The 23,363-nt window shown below is 68.9% G+C and carries 18 protein-coding genes; 6 read left to right on the top strand and 12 right to left on the bottom strand.

Annotated features, from left to right (window positions below; all coding sequences use genetic code 11):
* Positions 1-112 precede the first annotated feature (112 nt).
* The 3 genes from ACXJJ3_RS13130 to ACXJJ3_RS13140 form a co-directional block, all read right to left on the bottom strand.
* On the bottom strand, positions 113-3,859 hold the full coding sequence (locus ACXJJ3_RS13130) for an Ig-like domain-containing protein (RefSeq protein ID WP_458170287.1): 3,747 nt from the start codon (positions 3,857-3,859) through the stop codon (positions 113-115).
* Positions 3,860-3,932: 73 nt separating this feature from the next.
* Positions 3,933-4,811 (bottom strand): aldo/keto reductase, encoded by an 879-nt coding sequence (locus ACXJJ3_RS13135; protein WP_458170288.1) that lies wholly within the window; start codon positions 4,809-4,811, stop codon positions 3,933-3,935.
* Positions 4,811-6,655 (bottom strand): hypothetical protein, encoded by a 1,845-nt coding sequence (locus ACXJJ3_RS13140; RefSeq protein WP_458170289.1) that lies wholly within the window; start codon positions 6,653-6,655, stop codon positions 4,811-4,813. Before ACXJJ3_RS13140 ends, ACXJJ3_RS13135 begins: the two co-directional genes overlap by 1 nt.
* Positions 6,656-6,759: 104 nt before the next feature.
* On the opposite strand from ACXJJ3_RS13140, the gene ACXJJ3_RS13145 reads away from it, so the two are divergent.
* Complete coding sequence (locus tag ACXJJ3_RS13145; RefSeq protein ID WP_458170290.1) at positions 6,760-7,572, top strand: amidohydrolase family protein; 813 nt, start codon at positions 6,760-6,762, stop codon at positions 7,570-7,572.
* Positions 7,573-7,634: 62 nt separating this feature from the next.
* Positions 7,635-8,345: a GntR family transcriptional regulator gene (locus ACXJJ3_RS13150; protein WP_458170291.1), complete on the top strand. Its 711-nt coding sequence runs from the start codon at positions 7,635-7,637 to the stop codon at positions 8,343-8,345.
* A 3-nt stretch (positions 8,346-8,348) separates the two neighbouring features.
* Here ACXJJ3_RS13150 and ACXJJ3_RS13155 read toward each other — a convergent pair whose 3' ends face one another.
* Genes ACXJJ3_RS13155 through ACXJJ3_RS13165 form a run of 3 tightly spaced genes read right to left on the bottom strand, consistent with a single transcriptional unit; the run spans position 8,349 to position 11,353 of the window.
* Positions 8,349-9,188 (bottom strand): carbohydrate ABC transporter permease, encoded by an 840-nt coding sequence (locus tag ACXJJ3_RS13155; RefSeq protein WP_458170292.1) that lies wholly within the window; start codon positions 9,186-9,188, stop codon positions 8,349-8,351.
* A 3-nt stretch (positions 9,189-9,191) separates the two neighbouring features.
* Entirely contained in the window at positions 9,192-10,118 is a 927-nt protein-coding gene (locus ACXJJ3_RS13160) for a carbohydrate ABC transporter permease (RefSeq protein WP_458170293.1), read from the bottom strand.
* A complete protein-coding gene (locus ACXJJ3_RS13165) occupies positions 10,097-11,353 on the bottom strand; it encodes an ABC transporter substrate-binding protein (protein ID WP_458170294.1) in 1,257 nt (418 codons plus the stop codon). The genes ACXJJ3_RS13160 and ACXJJ3_RS13165 overlap by 22 nt, the downstream gene beginning before the upstream one ends.
* Before the next feature lie 140 nt (positions 11,354-11,493).
* Between ACXJJ3_RS13165 and ACXJJ3_RS13170 the strand changes: the two genes are divergently transcribed.
* Entirely contained in the window at positions 11,494-12,282 is a 789-nt protein-coding gene (locus ACXJJ3_RS13170; protein WP_458170295.1) for an RraA family protein, read from the top strand.
* A 6-nt stretch (positions 12,283-12,288) separates the two neighbouring features.
* Here the strand turns inward: ACXJJ3_RS13170 and ACXJJ3_RS13175 are convergent, their stop codons facing one another.
* Positions 12,289-14,148 carry a bifunctional metallophosphatase/5'-nucleotidase gene (locus ACXJJ3_RS13175; RefSeq protein WP_458170296.1) on the bottom strand — a complete coding sequence of 620 codons (1,860 nt, stop codon included), beginning with the start codon at positions 14,146-14,148 and terminating at the stop codon, positions 12,289-12,291.
* A gap of 105 nt (positions 14,149-14,253) precedes the next feature.
* Between ACXJJ3_RS13175 and ACXJJ3_RS13180 the strand changes: the two genes are divergently transcribed.
* Positions 14,254-15,045, top strand: a complete 792-nt coding sequence (locus tag ACXJJ3_RS13180; RefSeq protein ID WP_458170297.1) for a polysaccharide deacetylase family protein — start codon at positions 14,254-14,256, stop codon at positions 15,043-15,045.
* On the opposite strand, the gene ACXJJ3_RS13185 is transcribed toward ACXJJ3_RS13180, so the two are convergent.
* Positions 15,042-15,731 carry a hypothetical protein gene (locus ACXJJ3_RS13185; RefSeq protein ID WP_458170298.1) on the bottom strand — a complete coding sequence of 230 codons (690 nt, stop codon included), beginning with the start codon at positions 15,729-15,731 and terminating at the stop codon, positions 15,042-15,044. The genes ACXJJ3_RS13180 and ACXJJ3_RS13185 overlap by 4 nt on opposite strands.
* A gap of 78 nt (positions 15,732-15,809) precedes the next feature.
* Positions 15,810-17,003, bottom strand: coding sequence for a homogentisate 1,2-dioxygenase domain-containing protein (locus ACXJJ3_RS13190; RefSeq protein WP_458170299.1), 1,194 nt, complete (start codon positions 17,001-17,003; stop codon positions 15,810-15,812).
* 73 nt (positions 17,004-17,076) lie between these two features.
* Between ACXJJ3_RS13190 and ACXJJ3_RS13195 the strand changes: the two genes are divergently transcribed.
* Both ACXJJ3_RS13195 and fahA read left to right on the top strand, forming a co-directional pair.
* Positions 17,077-17,904: a hypothetical protein gene (locus ACXJJ3_RS13195; RefSeq protein ID WP_458170300.1), complete on the top strand. Its 828-nt coding sequence runs from the start codon at positions 17,077-17,079 to the stop codon at positions 17,902-17,904.
* A complete protein-coding gene (gene fahA / locus ACXJJ3_RS13200; protein ID WP_458170301.1) occupies positions 17,904-19,109 on the top strand; it encodes a fumarylacetoacetase in 1,206 nt (401 codons plus the stop codon). The genes ACXJJ3_RS13195 and fahA overlap by 1 nt, the downstream gene beginning before the upstream one ends.
* Here the strand turns inward: fahA and ACXJJ3_RS13205 are convergent.
* Genes ACXJJ3_RS13205 through ACXJJ3_RS13215 form a run of 3 tightly spaced genes read right to left on the bottom strand, consistent with a single transcriptional unit; the run spans position 19,102 to position 23,258 of the window.
* The gene (locus ACXJJ3_RS13205; RefSeq protein ID WP_458170302.1) at positions 19,102-20,355 is read right to left on the bottom strand and encodes a lanthionine synthetase C family protein; all 1,254 of its coding nucleotides are present in this window, start codon (positions 20,353-20,355) and stop codon (positions 19,102-19,104) included. The genes fahA and ACXJJ3_RS13205 overlap by 8 nt on opposite strands.
* A complete protein-coding gene (locus tag ACXJJ3_RS13210; RefSeq protein ID WP_458170303.1) occupies positions 20,352-23,054 on the bottom strand; it encodes a lantibiotic dehydratase in 2,703 nt (900 codons plus the stop codon). Before ACXJJ3_RS13210 ends, ACXJJ3_RS13205 begins: the two co-directional genes overlap by 4 nt.
* Before the next feature lie 30 nt (positions 23,055-23,084).
* Positions 23,085-23,258, bottom strand: a complete 174-nt coding sequence (locus ACXJJ3_RS13215) for a hypothetical protein (protein WP_458170304.1) — start codon at positions 23,256-23,258, stop codon at positions 23,085-23,087.
* Between the last annotated feature and the right edge of the window lie 105 nt (positions 23,259-23,363).

The raw sequence follows: 23,363 nt of genomic DNA on the forward strand, positions 1-23,363 counted from the left end.
GGGAATTCGCGGCACCCGGACATCCGTCCCTGGTCGGGACAGACGTCATCCTCTGGTCTGAGACAGGCGGTCAGCACCGCAACCGGGGTGCGGTGCTGGCCGCCTCATGTATCTAGACGGTGAGCAACCGGACGGGGTTGCCCTTGAGGTAGTTGTAGAGGTTGAAGTAGCCGTCCGCGCCGATCGGGTTGTTCGGGATGGTGACCACGTCGGTCCAGACGGTTCTGCCGTCGACGCGGAGGACGACTCGGTTGCCGATGGCGCCGAAGGCGATCTCGTGGGTGGAGTTCGGGGCGATCACGGTGTTCGGGATCACGTCGAGCAAGGTCTGTCCGGGCGTCCAGCTCTGGAACTCGATGGTGTCCTCCTTGATCACCACGAGGTAGCCGGTGTTCGAGTTCTGCCAGGCCGGTACCCCGGTGTCGTGCGAGCGCACCTGGAACCCGTACCACCCGCCGGCGAACGCGCCGACCTCCGCCTTGAAGCGGAGCAGGCCGTCGCCGAACTTCTGCCCCTTGTACCCGTATACGCCCTCACCGGTGGTCTTCACCGTGCCGGTGCTGAAGTCCAGGTTGGGCGAGGTCGTCCAGTTCGCCTGGTCGGACAGCTGCGTGGTGAGGTCGGTGCCGACGTACTGCCCGTCCTGGACGGTGACCGCGACCGTCGCCGACACGTCCGGGTTCGACACCGAGGTCGCGGTGACGTTCGCCGTACCGGCAGCGACCGCGGTGACCCGGCCGGTGCTGTCGACGGTTGCCACCGACGGCTTGTCCGAGGTCCACGTCAGCCGCGAATCGGACGCGTCCGCCGGTGTCACGCTCACCGGGACCGTACGCCGTTCGCCCGTCTCCAGCGCGAGTTGCGCGGTACCGAGGTCGACGCCCGACACCTGCCGCGACACGATCGAGAAGCCGACGTTGTCGAAGTCCAGCCGGCTCGCCCCGGACACGTAGAACCCGACCTTGCCGGCGGCGTCCGGTGCCGGGTTGCGACCCGCGATCACCTGCTGCCCATTGACCGCCACCGTGATCCCGGTCGGCCGCACGGCCAGCTTGATCGCGTACGTCGTGTTCGGCGCAAAGGCAGCGTCCGCGCCCAGCGTCACCTCCTGGATCACCTGCCACTTGCTGTCGTAGATCGTCCACACCGGCCCGGACGCGAGGTGCCGGTAGCGCACGAAGCCGCCCGGGGTGGTCCCGGTCCGGTCGTACACGAGCATCACCGCGCCGTCGGGCAGCGTCGCCGGCGTCGTCACGGTGAAGTCCAGGACGTACTGCGTGAAGTCCCGCGGCAGCTGCGCGTTCGCGCCGTTGACGATCCGGTACACGTGGTTCCCGGTGCCGTCGTCGACCACGCTCCGGTTGGCGTCGACCGGCCAGCCGTTCGCCCCCGACTCGAAGTCGGTGTAGTGCAGGACCCCGTCGCCCTCGTGGACGACGACCGGGGCGGTGTCCTGGATCGCCGGGTTCGCCGCCGAGGTGACGGTCAGCGTCGCCGTACCGGGCGCGACCGCGGTGACCAGGCCGGCCGCGTCGACGGTCGCGATGGCCGGATCGCTCGACGTGTAGGTCAGCCCCGGCTGCGTGGTGTTCCACGGTACGACGGCGCCCGCGAACGGCACCTGCTTGCCGAGGTCGATCGACAGGTCGTCGGCCGGGAACGCGACCGACTCCAGCGGCACCACCTCCGGCGTCCGCGACTGCCCGATGTGCCCGTGCGTCCCGATCCGATCGAACGCGATCGGCTGGAACCCAGGGACGTGCTGGAACACCGCAGCGTCCGGACGCAGCCGGAAGTCGCCCTTCTGCCAGTCGACGAATCCCGGATCCTCGGACGCGACCCAGTTGCTGTCGTAGTTCAGCAGGTTCTTCACGTCCCGCGCGCCCTGTGCGTTCACGTCCGACTGGCGCGTCGTCGTCGGGTTCCAGATCACGTTCTTCGCGTACGTGTTGTGCGCCGGGTAGTAGTGGTTGTCGTCGAAGAAGTGCGCCAGCTCCGGGTACTTCGCCAGGTACGGCGTCCCTTCGAAGTTGTTGTTGTCGGCAAACAGCTTCTTCCAGGCCGGCAGGTACGACTTGTCGACCACGTTCCCTTCCTGGTTGCCCATCCACATCTCGTAGTTGTCGTACGGCACGTGGGTGTCGACGAAGACGTTGTTGGTCGCGGTCACGTAGTCGCCGGAGCCGCTCTTCACCGCGTCGTTGCCCATGTCAGCGAACACGTTCTGCTCGATGGTGATGCCCATCGTCAGGTTGTCGGCGTAGATGCCCTCGACACCGGCCCGGCCCTTGCCGATGTCGTGGAAGTAGTTGCGCCGGAACACGTTGCCGCGCTGCTGTGGCGTCGAGCCTGCGTTCATGTAGATCGCGCCGAGGTCCTGGAACGTCTTGCAGACGTCGTAGATCTCGTTGTCCTCGACCAGCTGGTCATTGCCCTGCACAATGATCCCCGGATGGGGCGCGTCGTGAATCTCATTGCCGCGCGCAATGTTGCCGACGCCGTCGAACATCACGCCGGCGTTGTAGGCCTTGTGGTAGTAGGCGAAGTCGTGGATGTGCGAGTTCTCGACCTTGTTCCGCCCGGGCGCGAGCGTGGTCTTGTCGCCACCCTGCAGCACGATCGGTACGCCGCCGATGTGGCTCAGCTCGCTGGACACCACCGCATGGTCGGTGCCGCCGCGATTCACCGGGATCCCGTCGTACGTGTAGCGGCCCGGCGAGTTGATGAGTACGCCGCCGTCGGTGAAGTTGCGGATGTCGCTGTGCGCGATCGTCACGTGGCTGCCGCCGAGGATCACCGCGGCCGTCGCCCGCCCGTACTCCATCACCAGGTCGTCGAAGGTGACGTACGACGTGCCGTCGGTGCGGATCATCGGCTCGTCGAGGGTGGTCACCGTGACCGGTCCGCGGCGGGCCAGGAAGGACGCGTTCGGCACCAGGTAAAGCACGCCCTTGTCGCGGTCGATGTAGTACTCGCCCGGTGCGTCGAGTTCTTCGAGCAGGTTCTGCGCGAAGTGGAAGTCGGGGAACCAGGACTTCATCAGCCCGGACATCTCGCCGTACCGCAGCGTGATCGTCTTGGCAGTCGTGTCGATCGACTGGATCTTGTTGTACGACCACTCCCAGCTGTAGCCGAAGATGCCGTCCAGCCAGACGTCCTTGGCCTGCGTCCAGTACTGCGGGCGGTCGTAGTTGTAGCTGAACGTGCCGCCGCGGTCCTGCAGGTCCGGGTCGTTGTGCGTCGGGCCCGGATCGATGATCTTGTTCATCTGCACGGTGCCGGTGTTCGGCCAGCGGGCGAGCGTCATGTCCTGGCCGTCGACGTACAGCTCCATCGGTGGGGTCTTGCTGACGTCGTTGGCGTGCCAGTACCCGTGCCGGCTGAGCTCGCCGTAGTCGGTCAGGCCGAGCGCGCGCAGGTCGACCTGGAGGATCTTGCCGCGGGCGGACTTCTCGACCACGCGGTCCAGGACGGACTGGTCGGTGACCTGGTGGAAGCCGTCGTACGGGAGCTGGGTGCCGCCGGTGAGCGTGGCGGTCTCGCCCGGGTAGGACTTGTAGGTGATCGGGGAGCCGGCGGTGCCGGAGTCCGCGCCGGTCAGCGAGAACGTCGCGCTGCGCTGGTAGCTGCCTTGGCGGAGGTAGACGGTGACGCCGCCCTTGGGCAGGTGGTGCTTCTTGATCGTACGGACGGCGTCGCGGGCGCCTTCGAGGGTCCGGAGCGGGCGCGCGATGCTGCCGGGGTTGTGGTCGTCGCCGGTGGTGGAGACGTACAGGACGCGGGGGTCGGGGGCGGCTGTCGCCGGGGTTGCTGTGGCCAGCAGGCCGGCGACGAGGAGGGCGGAAAGGATTCGCTTCATCGCAAGGGTCTTTCTGGTCGATTATCGATTACAACGGCTTGTGCGGATTCCCTTCTGTCGGCGTGGAAGTTGGTCAGAGCAACGACTGGGGGACGAAGCCTTCGGCGGCGAGTGCCTGCCAGAGCTCCGCCGGGATCTCGGTCCGCAGCGCCGCGACGTTGGCGGTCACCTCGACGGCGGAGCGGCAGCCGACCACGATCGAGGTCACGGCCGGATGCATCGACGGGAACTGGATCGCCGCGGCCGGCAGCGGTACGTCGTAGTCCGCGCAGAGCTCGGCGCACCGCTGGGCGCGCCGCAGCGCCTCGGGGTCGACCGGGCGGTAGTTGAACATCGCGGACGGGTTCGGGTCCGCGAGCAGGCCGGTGTTGAACACTCCCCCGACGACGACCGACGTACCGCGTCGTCGGCACAGCGGGAGCAGGACGTCCGCGGCCTCGTGGTCGAGCAGCGAGAACCGGCCGGCGATCAGCACGACGTCCACGTCGAACTCGTCCACGTACGCCGCCAGCGGGACGCTGTGGTTCATCCCGAAGCCGATCGCGCCGACCAGGCCCTCGTCGCGGAGCTTCCGCACGGCGGCGTAGCCCGTCCGGCGGATGTCGTCGGCGTAGTCGTCGGGGTCGTGGAGGTAAAGGACGTCGACGGACGAGCGGTCGAGGCGCTGGAGGCTGGACTCGAAGGACTCCCGGATACCGCGCTCGGTGAAGTCCGCGCGGGCGCTGCCGTCCGGCTCCAGGATCCAGCCGGTCTTCGTGGAGACGGTCGTCGCGGCGGGGAGCAGCCGTCCGAGCCGCTCCTCGGCCTGCCCGTGCCCGTAGCGCGGTGCGGTGTCGAAGTACGTGACGCCCGCGTCGGCCGCCGCCTTCACGGTCGCCGCCGCATCCTCCTCGCTCACCTCGCTGAACAGGCCGCCGAGTGGTGCTGTTCCGATGCCTAGCGGGGGCAACATCACAGCTCCCTGGGTGATTGACTCGTGGGCTGACGGCTGTGCAGGGACATCGTCAGCGTGAGGCGTACCTCGGACTGTGGTGGGAGGTCGACCCGCAGGTGCCGGCCGTGGACGGGTGCGGATGGGGTGTTGTCTACGGCAACTGTCTGTAGGGCGTGCTCGTTGAACGAGCCTGCTTGGACCAGCAGCGAGCGAGGCTCGGAGCCGAGGTTCACGAGGTCGACGACGGTGTGGTCAGGGTTGATGTCGGAGACCAGCGCGGCGACATCCTCGGGGAGGCCGGGGCGGTCGGCGGTGAAGTACCTGAGGTGGAGTTGGGTGAGGCCGCCGTTGTAGAGGATCTGCGGCGAGCCGGTGGTCAGCTGGAGCAGGGCCTCGGTGACGACCGGGTTGATGTTCTGCCAGTGGTGGATGTCGAGGGCGTCCGGACCGACGGACGGGTCGGTCGGGTCGTTCGCGATCACCTCGAGGCGGGCCGCGGAGATCGCGAGCGCGGAGCGCAGCATCCGTTCGGGGAAGTCCGGGTTCCGCGCGGCGAGGAACTCGTACCACGGCTCCTCGTGGCCGCCCTCGTCCTTGTTCCGCTGGTCGTGGACGGCGGACCAGTCCCAGTCGGAGCCTTCGCGCAGCCGCTCGATCCGTTCGGCGTCGGCCGCGTCCCGGCTGAAATGCCACAGCGCGATCGGCAGCTGCGTCGGCATCACGTTGTAGTCGAACCAGCCGGAGTCGTTGTACCGCTGCGGGATCGTCAGCGTCGGCCGCTCCGGATCCAGGTGGCGTAGCCAGCGCTTCGTCAACGTGCCCATGTCCGCGAGGCTCCGGTACTCCGCCTGCTCGAGCACCGCGTCCAGCGGGTTCCGGCCGAGCTCGAGGTACCCGCGGTCGCCGGAGAGCAGCGTGGCGTTGACCGCACCAACGATCGCGGACGAGCCCACGGATTCGATCCCGTGCGGCCACGCCCAGCCGTAGTGGCCGCCGTACCAGCGTCCGTCGAGGTGCTCCCCCACCTGGCCGTGCAGGCCGGCGTTGTCCGGGATCACCTCCCGGCCGGCGAGCCGGTCCTGCCAGGTGCCGACGTACTCGAGGACCCAGTCCTTGTACGCCGTGTCGCTGGAGTACAGGTAGGCGTTGGTGGCGAGGCCCGTCGCCGCGAGGTTGGCGAGGACGTCGCCGCGGCCCATCCGGTCCCACATGATCCGGCCGTAGCGGCGCGCCTTCGCGGGATCGTCGACCAGCTCGTCGAACGAGGAGACGCCGATCCAGTCGAGCGGCAGGCCGTACGGGCGCAGCGGGAGGCTCCACGGGAAGTACTTCTCGCCGTCGATGAAGCCCCACCGCGGACCGGTCGCGCCGTTGTGCGGCGCCTGGATGACGCGGTGCTCGGCGTCGTAGTTCGGGCCGCCCGGCAGGTACAGGTCCGCGAACGCGCCGGCCAGCCGGCGAAGCTCGGCGTCCTCGGGACGAGCCAGGCAGAGCGCGTAGAACAGCACCATGCTCTCGCCCTGGTGGAACCAGTCGTACCCACGCTCGTAGCCGTCCACCAGCATGCCCATCTCGGTCAGCTGGTTCGTCACCCCACGCCAGTGCCGCAGCGACGCCTCGAGCAGGTCGGCGCTGCCGCCGAGCAGGTACAGCGTCGGCCAGTTGAAGAACGGCTCGTAGAAGTCGTCCACCCCGTCGCGCCCGTCCAGGCCGACCCCGAGCCGGTCGCGGAACACCAGCCGGCCGTCGCCCTCGGTGTATCGGTCGGCGAACACCCGCCAGGCCCGGTCCTGCTGGGCGAACAGCTCCCGCTCCAGCCGCGCCCACTCCGGGACGGTGCGGATCCGACGGGTTGCGCGCACGGGCTCGGCCCTGAGCATGAGGAAACACCCCTTATCGCTGATCGATACCCGATGATTTAGCCTGATCCTGCGCAAGGGTGTCAAGACCGGAAGGGGTACGGCGAATGCGCGTGATCGACTGCCACGCACACCTGTGGCAGGCGGGCCACGGCTTCCCGTGGATCCGCCCGGGATCCGAGCACTACCGGACCTTCACGATCGACGACCTCGAGCGCAGCGGCGTGGAGGTCGCCGGAACCGTGCTGGTCGAGGCCTCGCGCGGGGATCGCGGCGAGACGCGGGTACTCCGTGACCTGCGGACGGAGCATCCCGACCTGGTTGCCGGGTACGTCGGGAACCTGCAGGTGTACGAGGACGCCGTACCGGAGGAGTTCGAGGAGCTGATGGTCGAGGCCCGGCCGAACGGGATGCGGCTCGGCGGGGCCGGCCAGACCGCGCTGCTGCCGGTGCTGGAGAAGCTGGGGATCACGCTCGACATCAACCTGTCGAGAAGTGCGTTGGGGACGGCCGCCGACCTGGCCGAGCAGTTCCCGGGGTTGACCATCGTCGTGGATCACCTCGGAAATCCAGGCGGGCTGGACGCCGGAGAGCTCGACCGCTGGCGCCGCGAGCTGCAGCAGGCCGCTACGCGGTCGAACGTACTGGTGAAGATCTCAGGCCTCCTCACCCAACAGCACCCCGCGCCGCCGGCACTGGTGGAGCGGGTGGTGGAGGTTTTGGGGCCGGGGCGGTGTCTGGTTGGGTCGGATTGGCCTATTTGTTTGGCGCGGGGGTCTCGGGCGGAGTCGCTGGAGGTCTCGGTGGAGGGGTTGGGCGGGCTGTCGGACGACGAGCGGGCCGAGGTGCTGCACGGGACGGCCGTCCGCGCTTATCGTCTGGAGCTGGACCCTGGTGGCTGCGACGATCGTTATCGATAGCTGCTAGACGATCAGAGACGTATCATGGGTTGTTCCGCGACATCGCACGAATTGGGGATTTCATGGCCAAGGGTGACTTCGCCTCCACGCTGGCGAGCAACAAGGACCAGTTCCGCGCGACGCTGATCTCCGAGCGGGCGTACGAGCTGCTCCGGCAGGCCATCGTCGACGGTGAGCTCGGGCCGAACGAACGGGTCGTCGAGTCCGAGATCGCCCGCCAGCTCGGCGTCAGCCAGGCGCCGGTGCGGGAGGCCGTGAAGCAGCTCGCCCGGGAGGGCCTGCTGGTGCACATCCCGCGCCGCGGCAACTTCGTCGTGGAGATCTCCCAGCAGGACGTCGAGTACGCCCGGCAGGTCCGCGAGCCGCTCGAACGGCTGGCCGCGGAGCTCGCCGCCGGCCGGATCGGCGGGCAGGACCTGACCGAGCTGGACGAGCTGGTCGACCAGCTGCACAAGGCCGCCAAGTCCGGTGACGTAAGCATGTTCCGCGACGTCGACATCGCCTTCCACACGCGCGTGATCCAGCTCGCCGGCAACCCGTTCCTGACCCGGATGTGGGAGGTCCTGGAGCCGAACCTGCGGGCCCTGCGGGCGATCAGCGACCCGTTGTTCGAGGGTGACTGGGACGCGATGGCCAACGAGCACGGGCGGCTGGTGCAGCTGCTCCGGGACACCGACCCGGCCCAGGCCGCGGACGCATTCGCGAACCACGCGGGCGGTCGCGGCCCGGTCCCGGACGCCCGGGCCGCGAAGAAGAAGACCAAGAAGAAGTAGCAGTCAGCCCTTGACGGCGCCGACGGTCAGCCCGCTGATGATGTGCCGCTGCATGTAGATGAAGAAGATGATCACCGGCGCGATCGCCAGCAGCAGGTTCGGGAACACCTTGGTCAGGTCGGTCGAGTACTGGCTGATCCCCGCGTAGATCGCGGTCGTCACCGTGTACCGCCCGGAGCCGGGGCTGAGCAGGATCTGCGGGCTGACGAAGTCGTTCCAGATCCCGATCGAGTTCAGGATCAGCACCGTCACCACACCCGGCCGCATCAACGGGAAGATGATCGTCCAGAACGTCCGGTACCGGCCCGCGCCGTCGATCGACGCCGCGTGGTCGATGTCCACTGGGATCGTCCGGATGAAGCCGACGAACAAGAAGATGCTCACCGGCAGCGTCGACGCCACGTCGTGCGCGAGCAGCCCGGCCACCGTGTTCGCCAGCCCGAGCGAACGCAGTACGTAGATCACCGGGATGATCAGTGCCGCGCCCGGGATGAACGTGCCGGCCAGGAAGTACAGCATCAGCAGCTGGGTACGCCGCTTCATACTGCGAGCGATCACGTACGCCGCCGGGCCCGCGAACAGGATGCACAGCACGTCGACGGCCACCACGAGGAACAGCGTGAAGCCGTACCCCTTGATCACGTTGAACTGCGGGCTGTGGATCGCGGCGTTCAGGTGCTCCAGCGTGAGCTTCGAGAACGGCACCGAGAACGGCCCGTTGAGGATGTCCTCCTGGTTCTTGAAGCTGTTGATCAGCAGCAGGTAGACGGGAATGGTCATGAGGACGAAGAGCAGTACCAGCAGGATCGGCCGGACCACACTCCGCCGTACGTTGGATTCCATGCCCTACCCCGTCGCCGCTTGGTCCTGGCGGTTCCGCAGTGCGGTCACGACCAGCGCGAGCGCGGCCGACACCACCATCAGGAACACTGCCTGAGCGGTCGCGTACCCGACCTTCGTGCCCTCGAACGAGCGCGCCAGGATCAGGTAGCCGTACGTCTGCGTCGCGCCCGCGGGTCCACCGCCGGTCAGGCTGACCACGATGTCGTACGTACGGATCAGCCCGATCAGGTTCAGCACGGTCGCGACCGTCACCACCGGGGCGATCATCGGGATCACCACCTGGGTGTTGATCTGCCGCGCGCCCGCCCCGTCGATCTGCGCCGCCTCGAGCAGCTCGGCCGGAACCGTCTGCAGCGCGGCGACGAACAGTACGACGTTGAACCCGAAGCCGGCCCACGCGATCACCGCGATCAGCGTCACCAGCGCGAGCTTCTCCGAGAACAGGAAGCCGACCGGCCCGACCCCGAACTTCTGCAGGGTGTTGTTGATCGCGCCGTTCGTGCCGAGGATCGCCGCCCACAGGTAGCCGAGGATCAGCGCGCTGATCACGTGCGGGTAGTAGGCCAGCGCCCGGAAGAACGAGTTGACCAGCGACTTCTCCTTGAGGATCAGCGCGTACGACAGCCCGCCGCCGAGCATCAGCACCGAGCCGGTGACCGCGACGATCCCGGTCACCCACCAGGCCCGCGTCGAGTTCGGGTCGTCGAACAGGTGCCGGTAGTTGCCGAGCCCGATGAACACGGCATCGGAGAAGCCGTTCCAGTTCGTCAGGCTCAGGTAGACGGCGACGCCCACCGGCACGATCGTCATCACGGTGTACAGCAGCACGGCGGGACCCGCGAGGCCCACGGAGAGCGCTGTCTCCCGGAGCCTCGCGATCCGCACCTGCTGCTGCCTGGCCGGTCTGCTCAGCTTTGCGAGTTCCACCACTTGTCCAAACCGTCGGCGACCTGGTCCGGCGTGGCGCCGGTGAACAGCGACTGGATCCGGGTGTTCAGCTCACCCGAGAAGCCCTCGATCGGCTGGTGCGTGCCGGACTTCACCAGCACGGTCGGCGCGCCGTCGAGGATCTTCTGGACGCCGGTGCCGAGGCTCGAGGTCTTGTACGTGAACCCCTTGCGCAGGTTGCCGTCGGACGCCAGCTGGCTCTCGACAGCGGCCGGGTCCGTGACCAGCCACTTCACGAACTCGGTGGCCTGCGCCTTGTGCTTGGACTGGTTGACCACGACGTACGGGCTGGCGATGTTGCCGAACTGGCCGGACGGGTACGCGCCGTCGGTCGGCATCGTGAAGACGCCGATCTGGTCGCTCTTCTTCGCCTGGTCGACGGCCGGCACGAAGTACGAGCCCATGATGTACATCGCGGACTTCCCGTTCAGGAACGCGGTCTGCCCGTCGGCGTACGTGAGCCCGAGCGCGCTCTTGTCGAGGTACCCGGCGTCGATCCAGGACTTGTAGTCCTTGAAGTAGTCCAGGTAGCCGCTGTCCTTGAACGTCGTCTGCTTCTCGGTGCGCTTGACGGTCCAGTCCGGGTCCTTGGTCAGTACGCCGGCGTCGGCCATCATCGAGAACTGCGCGCCCGGGACCCACTGACCCGCGGTCTGCAGCGGCGTGTACCCGGCCGCCTTCAGCTTGGCCATCGCGGCGGTGAACTCGTCCATCGTCTTGATCGCCGCCGGATCGAGGCCGGCCTTGGTGAACGCGGCCTTGTTGTAGAACACCAGCGACTGGATCTGCTCGCCGACGCCGACGACGTACCGCTTGCCGTCGATCGCGTACTGCTCGCTCAGCGGCGTGTCCTTGACCCACGCCTGGTCGCTGAGGTCGGCCAGCAGGCTGACGTTCTCCTTGGTCGGGGTGATCTGCTGTGCGATGTCCGGCGGGTCACCGGCGGCCAGGTCCTGAGTGAGCTTGGCGCTCGCGGAGATCGTGCCGGTGAGCTCGAGCTTCACCTTGACGTCCGGGTGCGCCGCCTCGTACTTGCCGAACAGGCTGGTCCAGTAGGCCTCGGTGAGGTTCGGGGTGATGTTCACGATCACCCGCAGCGTGGTCTGCCCGGACGCGCCCCCGGCGCCGGAGTCGCCACCACCGCAGGCGGCCAGCGCTCCGGTCAGGCTCGTCGCCGCAACCGCGGCGATCAAGGTACGGCGCCACAGTTGTCTCATCTCGTTCACACTCCAGTGCGTAGTACTCCGATGATCGGCTATCGATAGATGATCATATGGAGATGCGAACCGGAGTCAAGATCCAGTTGACACCGAACCTGTCCGCCGCGTTACATCTATCATCGATAGGCGATAAAGTCATGAACAACGAGAGGCAGCCCATGTCCACTCCGACGTACAGCTCGCAGCTGTCCCCGGTCCAGACCGCGACGTTCTCCCGGCCGACCGCCGAGATGCTCGGCGCGCTGACCGACGTGAGCGCGGCCACCGCCTGCGCCAAGCTGCACCAGAAGGGCATCACCCGGACCTTCATCAACGGGCCGGTGCCGCTGCACCGGACCCCCGACGTGAAGGTGTACGGCGGGGCCGTGACGCTGCAGTTCCTGCCGCAGCGCGAGGACGTGTTCAGCAGCGCCGACCAGGAGTACGCCGAGAAGAAGACGGCGCTGTGGGGCGTGCTCGAGTCGATCCAGCCGGGTGACGTGCTGGTGGTGTCGGCGTACGCGAGCCAGTTCACCGGCTGCCTCGGCGACATGCTGGTCCGGTACTTCAAGCTCCGCGGCGGCGCCGGCATCGTGGTCGACGGGCGGGTCCGCGACGCGGCCCGGATCCGGGCGCTCGGCGTACCGGTCTGGAGCACCGGCGTGACGCCGCACTACGCGTCGCAGACCGAGCTGTTCCCGGCCGCGTTCAACGTCCCGGTGGGCGTCGGCGGCGCGCTCGTCACGCCCGGCGACATCATCGTGGCCGACGACGACGGCGCGGTCGTGGTCCCGCAGACGTCCGCTGTCTCGCTGGCCGACGACTCGCTGGAACTGCAGGCCCGCGAGGAGTTCGCCCGCCGCCGCCTGGACGACGGCGGACGCCTGTCCGACTACTACCCCCTGAACGGCCAGGGACTCGAGGAGTACCTGGCCGCCAAAGGCTAGGCCGGGCTAAGCGGTGACCGTGATCGGGCTGCCGTTCGAGACCAGCGACCAGTCGACGGTGTGGAACGTCTTCGGGTCGACGGTGCCGGTCGCGGTCACGTAGTCGATCATCAGCTGCCGGATCTCGACCTGCCGGTTGTAGACCACCGGCGCGGTCTTGACGTGCGGGAAGTTGCCGCCGCCGGACTGGCGGTAGTTGTTGACCGCGACAACGAACTGCTGGTCGGCGGCGACCGGCGTGCCGTCGTACGCGAGGTCGGTGATCCGGGCGCCGCCGGCCTTCGCGATGTCGATCTTGTACGTCAGCGGCTTGGTCAGGCCGCCGAGGATGTCGTAGTTGTAGTCCGGCGTACCGTTCGGCGCCGTCGAGGTCGGGGCGTTCGTGACCTGGTCCGACGGGAACGGGCCGGTGCCGGTGACCTGCTTGAAGTACAGCGCGGAGAACTCCAGGTACTCCTTGACCTGCGCGCCGGTCATCGTCACCGCGAGCAGCGTGTTGTCGAAGACGTACAGGCCCGCGACGTCGCGGACCGAGACGTCACCGGCCGGGATCGCCGCGTCCCGGTTGAACGGGGCCGCGATCGCCAGCACCGGCAGCGAGGCCTGCGGCGTACCGGCGAGTGCCTTCGAGACCGCGTCCGCCTGGACGAAGTTCACGAAGTCGAGCGCGGCGGTGTCCTCCCACGGCGCGGTGGCCGCGGACATCGCCTCGGTACAGGTGCCGACCTTCGAGTTCACGTAGGCGACAACCTTGTCGTGGTCCTTCTGCAGCAGCTTGACCACGTCCTGGTCGGCGGCGACGGTGTTCGCGTTCAGCACCTGGCTGTGCCGGCCGACCACCTTCCACTGACCGCGGACCTTCTGCAGGTCCAGGTCGAACAGCGACAGCCGCATGCCCCACTTCAGCGGCTCGCTCAGCACGACCTGCTCGCCGCTCGTCTTGTTCGTGACCAGGCGCTCCGGGATCTCCAGGTGCGCGTGGCCGACCAGCACCGCGTCGATGCCCGGGACGGTCTCGGCCATCAGTACGGACGCGTTCTCCGGGTACGGCAGCGCGTCGCCGTACGACGAGGACAGGTCCATCCCGGAGTGCACCGAGGCGATCACGAGGTCGGCGCCGGCCGCGCGGACCCGCGGGACCCACTGCTTGGCGAGCTCGACGATGCCGCCGAACTTCAGCTTGTTCTCGACGTTCGCCTTGTCCCAGATCGCGATGCCCGGGTTGGTCAGGCCGAGGATGCCGACCGTGATCGGCTTCTCCCCCGGCACGTGCACGCGCTTCAGCACGTACGGCGGGAACGCGGGCAGGCCGGTCGTCCAGTCCTGGGCGTTCGCTCCGAGCAGCGGGAACCGCAGCTGCTGCTGGAACCGGCGGAGGATGTCGAGGCCGTAGTTGAACTCGTGGTTGCCGAGCGCGGCGGCGTCGTACCCGATCCGGTTCATCGCTGCCGCCATCGGGTGCGTGTGACCGCCGGTGATGGGCTCGATCTTCGCGTAGTAGTACGCCAGCGGGGTGCCCTGGATGGTGTCGCCCGCGTCCAGCAGCAGCGGGCGCGGCGCGTGCCGGTCCGCCGCGATCCGGTCCCGGACGGCGCTGACCAGCGTGGAGATCTTCGCCAGGCCGATGTCGTTGTGCGCGGTGTCGTCGTACTCCGCGTTCTTGAAGTAGTCCCAGTTGAAGACGTTGCCGTGCAGGTCGGTCGTCCCCATCACGGTCAGCCGCACTGTCTTGCCCGGTCCGCCGGCGTACGCCGGTGCGCTCTGGAACCCGGCCGCGGCGAGCGCCGCAGCACCGATCGCACCGCCGATCCCGGTGCCGATCACTGTGCGCCGCGTCATCGTCTTCCGCTCACCGCTGTCGGTCATCGCCCCGCCTCACAAGGTCGTTCCGCCGGGATCTCCGGCACGAATGCACACCATAAGCGAGACCCGGTGAACAGTTGCCCCCACTCACACGAGAAGATGCGCCCCATGACCAAGCCGCCCGGCAAACTTCTGCCGTTGGTCGCCGCCCTGCTGTGCGGTGCCGTCCTCGCCCAAGCCGCCTCCCCCTCCGAGCCGTCCGTCACGTCCGCCGCGCCCGTGGTCTCGACCACGCCGGGGCACGGGCTGCTCGGCGTACCGGTCAAGTCGACAGAGCCGTCCGGCGGCAAGGAGAGTACGCCGCCGCCACCGGTGAAGCCGGTGCCGCCGAAGCCGCCAGCGGACGACTGGAACCTGACCGGCCACGGGAAGGTGCTGTACCTGACGTTCGACGACGGGCCACAGCACGAGTGGACACCGAAAGTTCTCCAGGTGTTGCGCAAGCACCACGCCCAGGCCACGTTCTTCGTGCTCGGCATCCAGGTCGCGCAGTACCCGGACCTGATCGCCGCCGAGCGCGCCGCCGGGCACCGGATCGGCAACCACACGTACGACCACAAGACGCTCACGCTGCTCCCGGAGGCGAAGGTCCGCCAGGAGATCGCGATGGGCATCAAGTCGAAGTGCCTACGCCCGCCCGGCGGCGGCACGAACGCGAAGGTGCAGGCGATCGCCGCGGCGTACCACCAGCGTCAGGTGCTCTGGGACGTCGACACCAAGGACTGGGAGAAGCCCGGCACCGCCCACATCGAGCACGCGATCATGGCCGGGGCGCGCCCGGGCGCGATCATCCTGATGCACGACGGCGGCGGCAACCGCTCGCAGACCGTCGCGGCCCTCGACCAGGCCCTCACCAAGCTCAGCCGGCAGGGCTACACGTACCGCCCGCTCCCCTGCTAGCGCTGGACGCCGGCCTTGCCGTTGGAGAAGTGGTGGAGGGCCTCGTCGATGACGTGGACGGGCTGGTCGAGGGCCTTGATCAGGAACATGCCGGTCGGGCGGAGCAGCGGGTTCGGCCGGACGACGCTGCGGACCGGCGGCTGGTCGAGGCCGCGGACGCCCGCGGTGGTCGCGCCGACACCGCGCTCGAGCGCGATGTCGAGCATGTACTGACCGAGCAGCTTGTGCTGGGTGAATCCGCGGACGGTCTGCCACGGCAGGACGACCGGGTACGCCGCGCCGTCGCAGGCCAACTCGAGACCCTTCGCCGAGATCCGCATCGCGACCGGCGGCAGCTCGTTGGCGTCGTACCACTGCTGCCGGTCGGCCTGCACGCGGTACACGAGGACCGTGCTGAGGACGAGCGGCAGCATCGCCGCGATCAGCAGCAGCGCGAACGGCCACATCCCGGAGCCGCGGAACGCGAACAGTGCGTAGAGCGCGGCGACGATCCCGACCACGCCGAGGATCGCGGTCACCCAGGCGCCGCGGCGCTCCACGGTCCGCACCACCTCGCGCCGGCGCAGCACCGCGTCGCGGTCGATCCCGACCACGAACGGCTGCCCCGGCTCCCCAGGCGGCACCTGCACCTCCGGCGTGTCGTCCAGCTCGACAACCTGTGACGTTGCGTCCCCGTCCTCACTCACGGGGTAAGAATCCCACAAAGCACGCCCCACCGCCCCTCACCGGCGTCGACGGCTGCCGGAGGAGCGGTGGGTTTGGTCTCAGTTCTTGCGCCGTCCTGCCCAGGTCCAGGCGTAGACTCCGTCGTCGACGGCCTGCCCGCCCTCGCCGAGTTCGAGCGGCCGGAAGGTGTCGACCATCACGGCCAGCTCCTCGAACCGCTCCGCACCCAGCGACGCCTCGATCGCCGACGGCTGCGGCCCGTGCGCGTACCCGCCGGGGTGCAGCGAGATCGACCCGAGCCCGATCCCGGACCCCTTCCGGGCCTCGTAGTCGCCGCCGCAGTAGAACATCACCTCGTCGGAGTCGACGTTCGAGTGGTAGTACGGGACCGGCACCGAGAGCGGGTGGTAGTCGACCTTCCGCGGCACGAAGTTGCAGACCACGAAGTTGTACCCCTCGAACACCTGGTGCACGGGCGGCGGCTGGTGCACCCGCCCGGTGATCGGCTCGAAGTCGCTCACGTTGAACGTGTACGGGTACAGGCAGCCGTCCCACCCGACCACGTCGAACGGGTGTGTCGCGTACGTCATCCGGGTCCCGACGATCCCGCCGGGACCGTTCCCGCGGTGCTTGACCAGCACCTCGACGTCGGTGCCCTCCTCGACGAGCGGCTCGGTGGTGGGGTGCAGGTCGCGTTCGCAGTACGGCGAGTGCTCGAGGAACTGGCCGTACCGGGACAGGTACCGCTTCGGCGGGGCGATGTGCGAGTTGCCCTCGATGCAGTACGCCGAGACACCTTCCGGGCCGGGCAGCCAGCGGTGCGTCGTCGCGCGCGGGATGATCACGTAGTCGCCCTCGACCGCGTTCAGGACGCCGAACACGGTCTCGACGGTGGCCGAGCCCTTCTCGACGTACACGCACTCGTCGCCGATCGCGTTCCGGTAGTACGGCGAAGGCTGCTCGGCGACGGCGTACGAGATCCGGACGTCGCCGTTGCCGAGGACGAGCCGGCGGTCCTCGACGGCGTTCGACTTGGAGGTGTCGGTGAACAGGTCGTGGAGCTTCAGGTGCCGCGGGGTCAGCGGGTGGTTCGCGACGGTGGCCAGGTCGGGCAGGTCCCACACCTGGGAGTCGACGAGCGCGGACGGTACGCCGGCGTGGTAGAGCAGCGACGAGTCGGACGAGAAGCCCTCCTCGCCCATCAGCTCCTCGTAGTACAACCCGCCGTCCGGTTTCCGGAACTGGGTGTGCCGCTTGGGTGGTACTTCCCCGACCTGCCGGTAGAACGCCATGCTTGTCCACTCCGTTGAACGATAATCGAACGCGTGCGTCCGCTTACCGAAAGCATCCGTTAGGCTCTGGAACATGTCAACCGTCCCCTCGCTCTACCGGCACCTGGTCGACGACGCCTCGATGTTCCCGCCGGGCAACCTGCCCCTCGCGGAAGCCGTCGCCGCGCACCAGTCCCACCTGCAGTCGGCGTCCGCCGAGCTGGTCGGCCCGTTCGTCTGTACGGACGACAACCTGATGAAGGTCGCCGAGGCGGCCACCGAGCCGCTGCGGGTGTCCGTGGTGATCTCCGGCGGCGCGGGTGGGATCGAGCCGGTGATCCGGTGGGGCGATCGCTCCAAGGACGTGGTCGTGACCGCGGTCGAGGTGCGGCTGCGGGACGAGGACGACCTGTCGCGGAACGCGCTGCGCGTCGTGCGGGCATGCGACGACTGCCTCGACGAGGAGACGGCGTACGTCGAGATCGGCCTGGACGGGGCCTGGGAACGGGCCCTCGACGTGGTCGCGGACGCCGGGTACAACGCGAAGCTCCGCACCGGCGGCCTCGACGCGCACCTCTTCCCGACCAGCGCCCAGGTGGCCGCGTTCGTCACCGCCTGCCTGGACCGCGAGGTGCCGTTCAAGTGCACCGCCGGCCTGCACAACGCGGTCCGCCATACCGCGGACGGCTTCGAGCACCAGGGCTTCCTGAACGTTCTGCTCGCCACCCGCGCCTCGTTGGACGGCGCGTCGCAGGACGAACTGGTGGAGTTGCTGGACACCCGGGACGGCGAAGCGCTGGCCGCGCGCGCCCGGGAGCTGCCGGAGGACCAGGCGAAGAGCACCCGCCGCTGGTTCACCTCGTTCGGATCGTGCAGCATCGAGGAGCCGGTGACGGACCTGACGAGCTTGGGGTTGATGTGATGACCTGGATCGAGATCCCGGGCGGCTCGCCGTTCGGGCCGGACAACCTGCCACTCGGCGTGTTCCGGCACGGCGACGAGGAGCCGCGGGTGGGGGCCGCGATCGGTGACCAGATCATCGACCTCGCCCCGGTCGCGTCGGCGCAGATGCTGGACGGCGCGCAGCTGTTCGCCCAGCCGACCCTGAACGCGTTCCTCGCGCTCGGCCGCCCGGCCTGGCGCGCGACCCGCAACTGGCTGCTCGACCTGGTCCGCAACGCCGCCGACCGGGACACGGTCGAGCCGCACCTGATCCCGCAGTCCGCGGTCAGCATGCAGCTCCCGTTCGAGGTCGCGGACTACGTCGACTTCTACGCCTCCGAACAGCACGCCACGAACCTCGGCCGGCTGTTCCGCCCGGATTCCGAACCGCTGCTCCCGAACTGGAAACACCTCCCGGTCGGGTACCACGGCCGGGCCGGCACGATCGTTGCCAGCGGCACCGACATCGTCCGCCCGTCCGGCCAGCGCAAGGCCCCGGACGCGAGCGCTCCGACGTACGGCCCGTCCCAGCGCCTCGACATCGAGGTCGAGCTCGGGTACGTCGTCGGTACGCCGTCGGAGCTCGGCCGGCCGGTGTCCGTCGACGACTTCGAGGACCACGTGTACGGCGTGGTCGTCGTCAACGACTGGTCCGCCCGGGACCTGCAGGCGTGGGAGTACGTCCCGCTCGGGCCGTTCCTCGGCAAGTCGTTCGCGACCTCGATCTCCCCGTGGGTCGTCTCCCTCGACGCCCTCGCCCACGCCCAGGTCCCGCTCCCGACGCAGACCCCGCCGGTCCTCCCGTACCTGGCCGGACAGCACCTCACGAACTACGACATCACGTTCGAGGTCAGGTTGAACGGCCACCTCGTGAGCTCCCCGCCGTACCGCGAGATCTACTGGTCGCCGGCGCAGATGCTCGCGCACATGACCGTGAACGGCGCCACCGTCCGCACCGGCGACCTGTACGCGTCCGGCACGGTCAGCGGTGCCGCCAAGGACCAGCGCGGTTCGTTCATCGAGCTGTCCTGGGGCGGCCGCGAGCCGCTGGTTGTCGACGGCAAGGAACACATCTTCCTGGAGGACGGCGACGAGGTCACGATCTCCGCGTGGGCTCAGGGCTCCGACGGATCCCGGATCGGCCTCGGCGAGGTGACCGGGAAGATCACGCCGGCGGTCAGCTGAGCAGCAACGCGGAGTCCCAGCCGGTGCGCGGCGGCCGGGTGTACGCGCTGAGGGCGAGCGCGATCCCGGCGGCCCCTTCCATCAGCCCGGGGAGATCGAGGTGCAGGTCGGCGACCGGCTGGTAGTAGCGGTACCCGAACGGCAACGCCGGGTCGAACCGCGCGATCAGCCGCTCCGCCAGCTGATCGGCCGTCGGAGCGAACTCGTCGAACAGCGTGCAGAGGTACAGCATGCCCGCCCAGCCGTGACAGAACGCGTCGTCCGTGACGCCCCAGTCCGGCCGCGACACCAGCGAGCGGAACGCCTCCAGCCCCGCCTCACCCCACTCGGGTCGCTCCAGCGCCTCCGTGGCAAAACCTAGGGCGCGCGCAATCCCCGGCGCTCCGTAGCACCACGACGCGCGGGCCGGTTGCGGTTGCGGCGCTCGGTTCGCATAGGTCTCCAGCGACACGAACCCGGTCCAATAGGTGCCATACGCATCTGATTCGCGACGATCGAGCAACCATTCGGCCATACATGCGATCGCGTCGTCCTGGCCGTCGACGCGGACTCCGGCGGACCACGCGAGCGACAACAGCGCGAGCGGGCCGGGCACGCCGTGCGCGAGCCCGAAGTTCGCCTGCCCGCGCTCGAAGCCCGGTCCGACCATCGTCTTCTCAGTACCGTCGAACCACCACCCCGGTACGTCGACCCCGTCCACCACCAGCGGTTCGCGCAGCGAGGTCAGACAGGCGAGCACCTCCGCGAGGACGTCGTACCGCTGCCTCGCCAGGAGGTACCGGCCGACGCCGCTCAGGCCGCTGACGACGTCGACGACACCGGCACAGGTCGGTACGCCGGCCCGCCGGGTCGCCTCGTGAACGCTCACCAGCCAGCGGGCGTGTTCGCTCATCCGGTCGTCCAGACGGGTCAGGATGCCGGCGTAGTCGCCGGGTTGGCGGGCCGCGATCCGGGTCGCGGTCGCGAGGGCGCCGAGGCCTTCCAGAGCGCCCTCGACCGGAGCCGAGGCCGAGGCGGCGACCGTTCGGGTCAGGTACTCGTGGGCGACGTCCCGCTCGTCGAGTTCGGTGAAGAGGATCGCGAGCGCGCCCGGTCCGCGGGACAACGTGCTCGGGTCCCAGGGCGGGCAGCGGAGGTCGGCGATGTCGACCACCGCGCCGTTCGCGGTGGTGGCCGCGATCACCGCCTCGGGGTCGCGGAGACGGTCCGCGAGTTCGGCCACCAGCTTCGCCGCCTGCTCCTTCACCGGCCGTGCCTCCGTCGGTCGATCCGTCGTTTGAGGGCCGCGCGGGCCAGGCCGTAGGACCGTTGCTCCAGCGCGCGGTCGGTGCCGAGCAGGCGGTTGCAGTGCAGGTGCAGCACGCTCATCACCGCGGGCATGCCGACGCCGGCGTACTTCTCGACGGCCGAACGTCGTTGCCGCCAGCACCCAAGCGGAGCGAAGGTCTGCACCAGTTCGGCGAAGGCCCGGCGGTCCGCCGGCGGCACCGCGTTGGAGAGGTCGATCGAGTAGGTGTCGACGAACCACTGGTCCAGGTCGCCGAAACCCTCCAGCAGGTCGAGGATGTTGAGCGCCGCGAGCGACTCGCGGGGCAGCTGCACGTGCAACTGCTCGAGAACGGCCTGACTGTCGGCGCAGAAGACATCCTCGGCGGCGGCCATCATGTCGTCACCGCCGTACCGGGCGACCTCCGGTTCGTACTCGTCCAGGACAACCGTACGGATCCGGCCGGCCTCGGCGAGCTCGGTCGCCCAGTCGTTGAGGATCGCCGGATCGCCTTGCTGGAAACGGATTCGCAGGTGCGCGTCCGGGTCCAGGTAGCGCAGGAAGAACCAGCGGCCGGCGTCCATGCGGTCGACCAGTCGGCGTACGGGACCCGCGAGCAGGGCGTCCTGGAGGTCGGCGGGCAGGTAGATCTTCGCGGACAGCCACACGCCGCCCGGGAGGTGCCGCGGCGGGCGGTGCGTCGCCGTACTCCAGGAACGGTTCGGGGCGACTTCGGGGCGCTGGGCAACGGACAGCAGCGGTACGACGAGTTCGTTGGCGTGACCCGCGGTGACGCCGTACCCGGTCAGTGGCTCGCTGACGACCGAGGACGGCTCCTTGCGGAGCTGGTCGCGGAACAGGCGGCGGTGCAGCGGGACGCGGAGGTCGAGGTCGAGGTGGTGGTCGAACATGCCGACGCGGACGACGTCCGGGACATCCAGGCGTTCGCGCCAGCTGTCGAGGACCTTGTCCCAGTCCTTCGTGACCGCGAGCTCGGGATCCGTTCGCCACAAGGCCGGAGCGAGGATGCTGCGGCCGGAACGGACTCTCGGCAGCCGGGGAAGGACGTCCAGGCGGCCCCACTGCCACGGCGTCCAGAAGCGGCGGCCCGCGAGACCGATCGCGGCGAGGAAACGAGCCACGTTCGGAGCGCCGGTGACGACGTTGAGCATGTTCGGGCGGACGACGGTCAGCTCGCGACGGAGCTTGGTCGAGAACAGGTAGAGGCGCTCGCCGGTGGTGCCCACGCAGACGTCGCGGACGTCGACGACACCGGGATCGTCCGGGTCGGCGAACGTGCCGACGACCAGCTTGTGCGGCAGGAGGCGCGGCTCGCGCAGGACGTTGCCGAAACGCGGCTCGTACGGCGCGAACTCCAGTTGGACCGGGAGTGGTCCCGGTACGGCGTACAGGTCGGTCAGCTGCCGCTCGAGGCCGAGCAGGCCGGCGAAGCGGCCGATCATCGCACCGGCCGCGATCGACCCACTGGTTGCCGCCAGCAAGAAGTCGCCGCGCTCGACGGCTTCGGGAGAGTCCGCGAGGAGTTGCGCGCAAAGGTCGAGGGAGTCAGGCGGCCGGTCGTCGGGGTCGCCGGCCAACCGGTCAATCAACGCGTCGTCCAGCAGCAGTTCGCCGGAGCCGTCCAGCGCGGCGGCGAGGGCTTGGTCGCGAGCAGCCGGGTAAGTGTTGTTCGGCAGCTCCTCGCGACCGCGCTCCCCCACCGGGATCCGATACCCGGCGGGCGGACCCAGCCCGACGTGCGGATCCATCAGCTCGAGCACGGGAACGACCCGATCGGTGCCGTACCGGTCGAGGAACGCCCGGTGATAGCTCGCCAACGCGGGCAGTCCGTCCCCCGGCGGCGACAACCGCCACAACAACGACGCAGCCCGGGCCGCCTCCTCCGCAACCACGGGCGGAAGCCGCATCTCCACATCCATCCGCAGATCCACCTGCACACCTCCGGTGGTGGCGGCAGCGGATGCGTATTCGCCGAGCAGGATCTCGCGGTCCAGTAGCTGTTGAAGGAGATGCGCGGCGTCTTCGGCGGTCGCGTCGGGGGTGGCTTCGACGAGGCTGGTGAGGAGGTCGGTGTAGGCGATCGGGTGGTGGGCGCGCTCTCGGATGAAGCGGACGGCGGGGGTGTTCGCGAGGGAGAGTTCGCGGCCGGGGGTTTCGGCGTCCAGTTTGCGGAGGTACGGAAGGACGAGGCGGTCGCCGCGGACGACCGCCAGATTGTTGGCGACGACGCGAGTCGGTCGCTGGTTTTGGCGCTCGGTATGCAGCCGGCCGGCGTCCGGGAGGACCTGGGTGGTGCGGGCGGTACCGACCCGGACGTGCGTCGTATTGCCGAAGGCAACTGGTGCGACGCCGGCGAGCAGGCCGAAGGGCGTGGGACGGCCGGTCGTGCGGAGCAGGTAGCGCGTGGCGGCAAGGACCGCACGGTCGAGTTTCGCGTCGTCCGGCGGGTCGCCGTCCAGGATCCGGCGCAGGGTGGCAGCGAGCGACGGGCTGGAGAGTTCGATTGCTTCGAGCAACGACCCGTCCGCGAGCAGTTCGCCCAGGTACGCGGTGGGAGAGGCGGGCGTGGTTCGCGTCGGCGCTGCGGCGGCAGCGGGTGAGGCCGCCAGCCGCAGCACCGCGAAGGCGCCCGGCCGGAACTCGTCCGGTGGTGTCACGTCGCGCCGTACAGTCCGGTCAGCCGGACGTCAGCAGCACGGGACGCAGGCGGCGATGCCGACCGCGTACGTGTTCACCGTGGTCGGGGTGAGGCCGCTGCGCTCGTCGACCTCGCGGGCGTCCTCGGGGCCGGCCGGCCGCGCCAGGGCCGGGTCGGAGGCGGGGATGACGTCGAGGTCCAGCTCGAATGCTGTGAGGCTCATGGTGATGACCCTTCGCTCGGAATCTGTAGCCGATCGACTACCTAGGGCAATCAATCACGGCAGCCGGAAGGTTTACAACGCTTTTAAGCATTGACATTGAACTTC

The sequence above is a fragment of the Kribbella sp. WER1 genome, from assembly GCF_054189145.1.